The organism is Sporichthya polymorpha DSM 43042, from assembly GCF_000384115.1.
Classification (GTDB): domain Bacteria; phylum Actinomycetota; class Actinomycetes; order Sporichthyales; family Sporichthyaceae; genus Sporichthya; species Sporichthya polymorpha.
This window is the reverse complement of the sequence record NZ_KB913029.1, coordinates 396,228-402,520: the sequence shown is the minus strand read 5'-3', so window position 1 is coordinate 402,520 and position 6,293 is coordinate 396,228. Positions and strand designations below refer to the sequence as shown.

Below are 6,293 nucleotides of genomic sequence, written 5' to 3'. Positions count from 1 at the left end.
AGAACAGCCTCGAGCTCGGCTTGCGCGCCCACCCCGAGCTGCACCCCGACATCGTCGAACTCGAAGCCGCCCCACCGAACAGCGAAGGCGTCGGCGCGGTGAGCATGGCGCAACTGGTGCGCCGAACCCTGCGGATGAACCCGGACCGGGTCATCGTCGGCGAGGTCCTGGGCCCCGAGGTCGTCACCATGCTCAACGCGATGAGCCAAGGCAATGACGGGTCCCTGTCCACCATCCACGCCCGCACCCCGCGCGGGGTGTTCGACCGGATCGCCACCTACGCCCGCCAGGCCGAGGAACGCCTCGACATCGACGCCACCCACCAGCTCATCGCCGGCGGCGAAGGCGGAAGCGGCGCCCTGGACTTCGTGGTGTTCTGCCGCAAGACCCGCAGCGCCACCACCGAAGGCGCAGGGGTACGGCGGACCGTGTCGACCGTGCTGGAGGTCAACGGGTTCGACCATCGGGTGCAGTCGAGCGAGATTTTCGCGCCGGGGCCCGACGGGCGCGCCACGCGATGCGCCGGCGTGCCGATCCGCTGCCTCGATGACCTGGTGGCCTGTGGCTACGACCCCGGGCCTCCAGGCACCTGACGGGCGGCGCGACACCGGCCGAATCTGAAGCACAGTCACGAAAAAGGGGGGAGGGATCGTGGAGGCGCGCACGTTGCTCGCGATCGGGGTGTTCGGCGGCCTCGGTGCCGCAGTGTGGTTCCTGGCTGTGGCCTGCCTGACACCGGAGGCAGACTGGCGGCGTCCGGTCCGGATGCCCGCCCACCTGGTCAGCCCGCGAGTAGCCGCGGCGCTGGCCGTCGGGCTCGGTACCGCGGTGCTGACCCGCTGGCCGGTCGCCGCACTCGCTGCCGGCGCCCTGGTCTGGTTCTGGCCCCACCTGATGGGAACCGGGGCCGCCCCCCGGGACGCGATCTCCCGGCTGGAGGCATTGGCCGGCTGGACCGAGAGCCTCAAGGACGTCATCGCCGGAGCGATCGGCCTGGACGAGGCGATTCCCGCGACCGCGCCACTGGCGCCCGCCCCCATCCGCGGCGAGGTCGAACGCCTCGCCGAACGCCTCCGCGCCCGCGAACCGCTGCCCGCCGCGCTGCGGGCCTTCGCCGACGACCTCGACGACCCCTCGGCCGACCTGGTCGTGGCCGCGCTGATGCTCAACGCCCGGCTGCGGGGCCCGGGCCTGCGCGCGACCCTGGACGCGCTGGCGACCTCCGCGCGCGACGAACTCGACATGCGACGCCGGGTCGAGGCCGGCCGCAAGGCGCTGCGCACCGGGGTACGGATCATCGTCGGCGTCACCGTCGGGTTCGTCGGCCTGCTGGCCGCGCTCAACTCCGCCTACCTCGATCCCTACGACACCTTTACCGGGCAACTCGTCCTCGTCGGAGTCACCGCGGTGTTCGGTGCAGCGTTCGCCTGGCTGCGGGCACTCGCCGACGCCGATGGGCCACCGCGGCTGTTGGCCGTCGAACCCGCGCGGACCGCGCCATGAGCGCCGCGATCGTGGTCTTCGCAGCCCTGGGCGCGTCGGTGGTCGCCCTGATCGCGCTGCTCGCGCCGGCGCGGCCGAGCCTGGCGGTCGCCGTCGGCCGCCTCGACGCCGCCCGCACGTCCCACACACCGGCCACCGACCCCAGCGTGACCGCCGCGTTCACCGCCGTCACGCGGGCTGGTCGTCAGGCCCGGCTCGGGCGCCTGCTCCTCGTGCGCCTGGGCCCACTGATCCGGCCGGGCCGTTCCCCCCACGGCCCGGCCGGGTTACGTGACGCCGACCTGGCCGTCACCGGCCGCAGCCGCGACCTGCTGCTCGGGCGGGCGGTCCTCACCGGGCTGGCCGCCTTCTGCCTCCTCCCGAGCTTCGCGCTGCTGCTTGCCCCGACCGGACTCGTCCTGCCCACGCCGGTGCTGCTGATCGGGGCACCGGCCGCGGCAATCGGCGGCTTCCTGCTGCCCGGCCTCGACCTGCGTCGCGAGGCCGACCGGCGGCGCCGCGAGTTCCGCCACGCTCTGTCCTGCTACCTCGACCTGGTCGCCATGTGTCTGGCCGGTGGACGGGGAGTACCTCAGGCATTGCCCGAGGCCGCTGCCCTCTCCGACGGGTGGGCGCACCGGATGCTGGGCGACGCGCTGGCCTCGGCCCGCCTCGCCGGTATCAGCCCCTGGCGGGGCCTGGGTCGCCTCGGCGAGCAGATCGACGTGCCCGAGCTGCGCGAGCTGGCCGGCAGCCTCACCCTCGTCGGCGACCACGGCGCCCGTGTCCGCGACACCCTCTCCGCCCGCGCCGCCACCCTGCGCCGACGCGCCATCACCGACGCCGAAGGCCACGCCGCCCAGGCCGATCAGAACATGCGGATCGCCCAGGTCCTGCTCGCCTTCGGGTTCCTCATCCTCATCGCCTACCCCGCCCTCGCCGCGGTCCTCAGCACGTGATGGGCCCGCCTGACCGATCCCAGCATGCGTCCGCGCAACGACGCCGACACCCGAGCAGACGAAGGAGACCACCGTGCCGGAGATGCACTATCTGAGCGCCCTGTGGACGGTGCTGAAGGCCCGTCACAACACGCTGCGCGAGGCCGACGATCGGCCCGACGACGCGGGGGACATCGTCCAGTACGTCGTCATCACCGCCGCCTTGGCCTTGGCCGCCGTCGCGATCGTCGCCATCATCGTCGCCAAGATCACCAGCAAGGCCAACGGCCTGCAAACCGAATGATGCTCGCCGCCACCGCGACGTTCAGGGCGGAGCGTCGGTCCCGAGGCCGGCGGGACGCGACCGCGCCACGGGACGCGGGGACGAGCAGCGTCGAGCTCGTCATCACCATGCCGGCCCTGCTGCTCGCTGTCCTGATGGTCCTTCAGTTCGGGCTGGTGGCCCATGCCCAGCACGTCGCCGCCGCAGCCGCCCGCGACGGAGTGCAGGCCGCCCGCGCCTACGGCGGCACCGACCAGGACGGCCGGCAACACGCCACCGACAGCCTCGAGGATCTCGGCCCGACCATCCTGCGCGACCCCTCCGTCGAAGTCACCCGCACCTCCGGCGACGTCATCGTCACCGTGTCCGGGCACGCCACCTCGATCCTGGGCGGCCTGTTCAGCTTTGGCATCCACGAGCAGGCCCGCGGAGAAATCGAGCGGTTCATCCCCGCCACCTCGGCCGCCACATCGGGAGGTGCCCCGTGATCCCGAGCAGGGGCCGACCCGTCCACGTTGACAGCGGCAACGACACCGGCGCCGACGATCGGGAGCGGGGCTCGATCGCCGTTGAACTGGTGATCCTCGCGCCGCTGTTGATCGCGCTGCTGGTACTCGTGGTCGGGCTCGGGAGGATCGCCCAGACCCGAGGTCAGGTCGACGCCGCCGCGTCCGATGCCGCCCGGGCCGCCTCCCTCACCCGCACGGCCGCCACCGCCGAGCTGGCCGGCGAAAACGCGGCGCGCGCCAACTTGGGCGACCGGTGCCAGGCCCTGGACGTGCACATCGACACCACCGCGTTGCGTCCCGGTGGCGAGGTCGCCGCGCGAGTTCGCTGCGTGATCTCCCTGGCCCGGCTGGGACTGGCCGGCTTCCCCGGGTCACGGGCGTTTACCGCCACCGTGCATGTCCCGATCGACCGGTACCGAGGAGCCCACGGATGACCCTCCACACCGTGCCCCCCGCCCCAACCCGTCCGACTCCCGTCGCTACTCGAGCAGACCGCCGACGGTCGGGGCACGACGACGAGGGCAGCATCACCCCGTTCGTCGTCGTCCTCACCTCAGCCCTGCTCGCGATGGCCGGTCTCGTCGTGGACGGCGGGTACGCCCTCGCGGCGAAGCAGGACGCGCGATCCGCCGCCGAGCAGGCCGCCCGCGCCGGTGCCGACGTCCTGGCCCGCGACGCGGCACTCCGCGGCGGCGAGCTCCGGTTGGACCCGGCCGCCGCGCGCGCGGCGGCCGAACGCCACCTCACCGTCAGCGGCCGCGAGGGCGACGTGCGCGTGATCGGCCAGACCGTGACCGTTACCGTCCGCATCACCCGATCCACGGCCATCCTCTCCGCCGTCGGGATCGACACCCTCACCGCGCGCGCCACCGCCTCCGCCCGCGGACTCACCGGCATCGACCGTGAAGAACCCCTGCCCGCCATTCCCGCGGGGGAGGAGACGCCATGACCATGGACCCCACCGGAACCCGAACGACGCACCCATCGGCCCGGAGGTCGCTGCTACGTGCCGTCGCTGCGTTGGTGATGCTGGCCGCGTTTGTCGTGGGACCCCCTGTGGCTCTGCTCACCTTTGTTGGCAACCCGATGCCCGAGCAGGCGGTCGTCGGCGGCCGGCTCACCGACGACGCGGTGATCGGCATGCTCGCCGCCGTCGTATGGATCGCGTGGGCGCAGTTCGCTCTCGCCGTCCTCACCGAGGTCGCCGCCGCTGCTCGCAGCGCCCCCCTGCCCCGATCCATCCCGCTCAGCGGCCCGCACCAGCAGCTTGCCCGCCACCTCGTACTCGCCGCTTCGTTCCTGCTCGCGGGCGGCGTGACGCTGACCGCGCCGGCCGCCACGGCGGTCGCGACACCGACCACCGCCCTCACGGCACCCTGCGTCCCCGACGCAGCGGCCGCCCCAGCCCGTGCGATCGAGCTCCCGACAGTGCACCCGCCAGGGAGCGCGTCGCCCCCGGCCGAGAACCGGGACCGTACGGCCGCCGAGGCCACAGTCCCGCCGCAGCGGATCAAGCAACCGGATCCGCAGGCACAGGACAGGTCGCCGGACCTGCCTGCGGGGCGCTGGTATGTCGTGCAACCGCCGCACGGCTCGCACCACGACACGCTCTGGGACATCGCCGAACGCCACCTCGGCGACGGTCTGCGCTGGCGCGAAATCTACGACCTCAACCGAGGCCGCCCGCAGCCTGGCGGTGGTGAGCTGCACCTGCCGCGACTCATCCATCCGGGCTGGCGCCTGCTGCTTCCGCCGGACGCCACAGGGCTGCCCGAACCCGAGCAACCCCGGAGCACCCGCCCTGCCGCGGCGGCGAAACCCCACGCCACGACCGCCCTCTCCGCGGCCGACGACCTCCCCGACACCGTCGTCGGACCCGGCAATGCGGAGGTCGTCGAGCGGGTCGCCCCGCCCGCCGACGGCGACCGCGCCGGCCGAACCGCGCGAGCCCCGACCGACACGACCAACGACCCGACCGACGCCGAGTCTCCCATCGCGGTCGGCGCGCTCACCCTCGGCCTGAGCGCGATCGCGTGTGCCGGACTAACCGCGGAACTGGCCCGCCGACGCCGGCGCGCACAACGGTTCCGCCGACCGGGCGAACGACTCCGGGCGCCGGCAGAGGACGCCGCGGCGCTCGAACGGCGGCTGCGCACCGCCAACGCCGCGACCGCCATCGCCGGGCTCCGGCAGGCGCTGCACCAGCTCGCCGAAACGCGTCACGCCACCGGCCAGCAGCTGCCGGATCTGCAGGTCGTCCGAATCAATCCCGCTCGCGCCACGCTGCACCTCGCCGCCGACGATCCCGACCCGCCCGGACCGTTCACGCCGGTCGATGCCCGCACCTGGGCTATTGACCTCACCGACGGCACCGAGGCATCCGGCGTGAGTCAGGAGATCGAGGACCCGGTCGACCCGTGCCCGGCACTGGTCGCCGTCGGGGTCAGCGACAGCGAGGTCGTGCTCGTCAACCTCGAAGCCGCCGCCACGCTGCGGATTCTTGGTCCCGCGAGCGAGGCCACCGCGATCCTGCACGCCATCGCAGCCGAAGCCGGCACGAGCAATCTCACCCAGAGCGCGGAGATTGTGCTCAGTGGGATCCCATCCGCGCTGGAGAACGTCGTCGACGCCGGACGAACCCGTGGCCTCGCGCCCACGCTGGCGCGACGATGGGCAGCTGCCCGCCAACGCGACATCGCAGCGCTCCTCAGCGAAGCCGGCCTTGCCGACCTGCTCGCAGCCCGCGCCCGGCAAGTCCTCTCGGACACCTGGGCTCCCGGGATCCTCATCGAAGGCGAGACCGCCTCGGGCGACGGTTCCGCCGACCAACCGCGAACGGGCCTCTCCCTCGTGCCGTACCGCGGTTGCTCCCTCATCACCACCCACCCTGCCGCCGAGGGCGAGCCGCCGGGATGGACGCTCACGCCGACGGACACGGCATGGCGGCTAGAGCCGCTCGGCATCGACCTCGACCCGCAACGCCTCGACCGGGCGCAGCTGACCACGGCAGGCGACCTGCTGGACATCACGGTCGAGCCGGCTCCCACATCTCCACTGCCCGGCCCAGTCGTCCTGGCGGAC

Annotated in this window: 8 protein-coding genes; all 8 read left to right on the top strand. The window is 73.2% G+C overall.

The window, feature by feature from the left end:
• Window positions 1-593, top strand: a 593-nt coding sequence (locus tag SPOPO_RS34675) for an ATPase, T2SS/T4P/T4SS family (protein ID WP_019873113.1), incomplete at its 5' end; no start/stop codon positions are given.
• 58 nt (window positions 594-651) lie between these two features.
• Window positions 652-1,503, top strand: coding sequence for a type II secretion system F family protein (locus tag SPOPO_RS0102025; protein WP_019873112.1), 852 nt, complete (start codon window positions 652-654; stop codon window positions 1,501-1,503).
• Window positions 1,500-2,441 (top strand): type II secretion system F family protein, encoded by a 942-nt coding sequence (locus SPOPO_RS0102020; RefSeq protein ID WP_019873111.1) that lies wholly within the window; start codon window positions 1,500-1,502, stop codon window positions 2,439-2,441. Before SPOPO_RS0102025 ends, SPOPO_RS0102020 begins: the two co-directional genes overlap by 4 nt.
• 82 nt (window positions 2,442-2,523) lie before the next feature.
• Window positions 2,524-2,724, top strand: a complete 201-nt coding sequence (locus SPOPO_RS0102015) for a hypothetical protein (protein ID WP_028984445.1) — start codon at window positions 2,524-2,526, stop codon at window positions 2,722-2,724.
• The gene (locus tag SPOPO_RS27085) at window positions 2,724-3,191 is read left to right on the top strand and encodes a TadE/TadG family type IV pilus assembly protein (protein WP_019873109.1); all 468 of its coding nucleotides are present in this window, start codon (window positions 2,724-2,726) and stop codon (window positions 3,189-3,191) included. Before SPOPO_RS0102015 ends, SPOPO_RS27085 begins: the two co-directional genes overlap by 1 nt.
• Window positions 3,188-3,646 carry a TadE/TadG family type IV pilus assembly protein gene (locus SPOPO_RS0102005; protein WP_019873108.1) on the top strand — a complete coding sequence of 153 codons (459 nt, stop codon included), beginning with the start codon at window positions 3,188-3,190 and terminating at the stop codon, window positions 3,644-3,646. Before SPOPO_RS27085 ends, SPOPO_RS0102005 begins: the two co-directional genes overlap by 4 nt.
• Entirely contained in the window at window positions 3,643-4,161 is a 519-nt protein-coding gene (locus SPOPO_RS0102000; RefSeq protein WP_019873107.1) for a pilus assembly protein TadG-related protein, read from the top strand. The genes SPOPO_RS0102005 and SPOPO_RS0102000 overlap by 4 nt, the downstream gene beginning before the upstream one ends.
• Before the next feature lie 71 nt (window positions 4,162-4,232).
• Window positions 4,233-6,293: LysM peptidoglycan-binding domain-containing protein (locus SPOPO_RS0101995; protein ID WP_169577144.1), on the top strand; the 2,061-nt coding region annotated here is incomplete at its 3' end.

Bases quoted from the DNA above. Each gene is read 5' to 3' on its own strand.
- SPOPO_RS0102020 (WP_019873111.1), top strand. From the start codon at position 1,500: ATGAGCGCCGCGATCGTGGTCTTCGCAGCCCTGGGCGCGTCGGTGGTC.
- SPOPO_RS0102015 (WP_028984445.1), top strand. From the start codon at position 2,524: ATGCACTATCTGAGCGCCCTGTGGACGGTGCTGAAGGCCCGTCACAAC.
- SPOPO_RS27085 (WP_019873109.1), top strand. From the start codon at position 2,724: ATGCTCGCCGCCACCGCGACGTTCAGGGCGGAGCGTCGGTCCCGAGGC.
- SPOPO_RS0102000 (WP_019873107.1), top strand. From the start codon at position 3,643: ATGACCCTCCACACCGTGCCCCCCGCCCCAACCCGTCCGACTCCCGTC.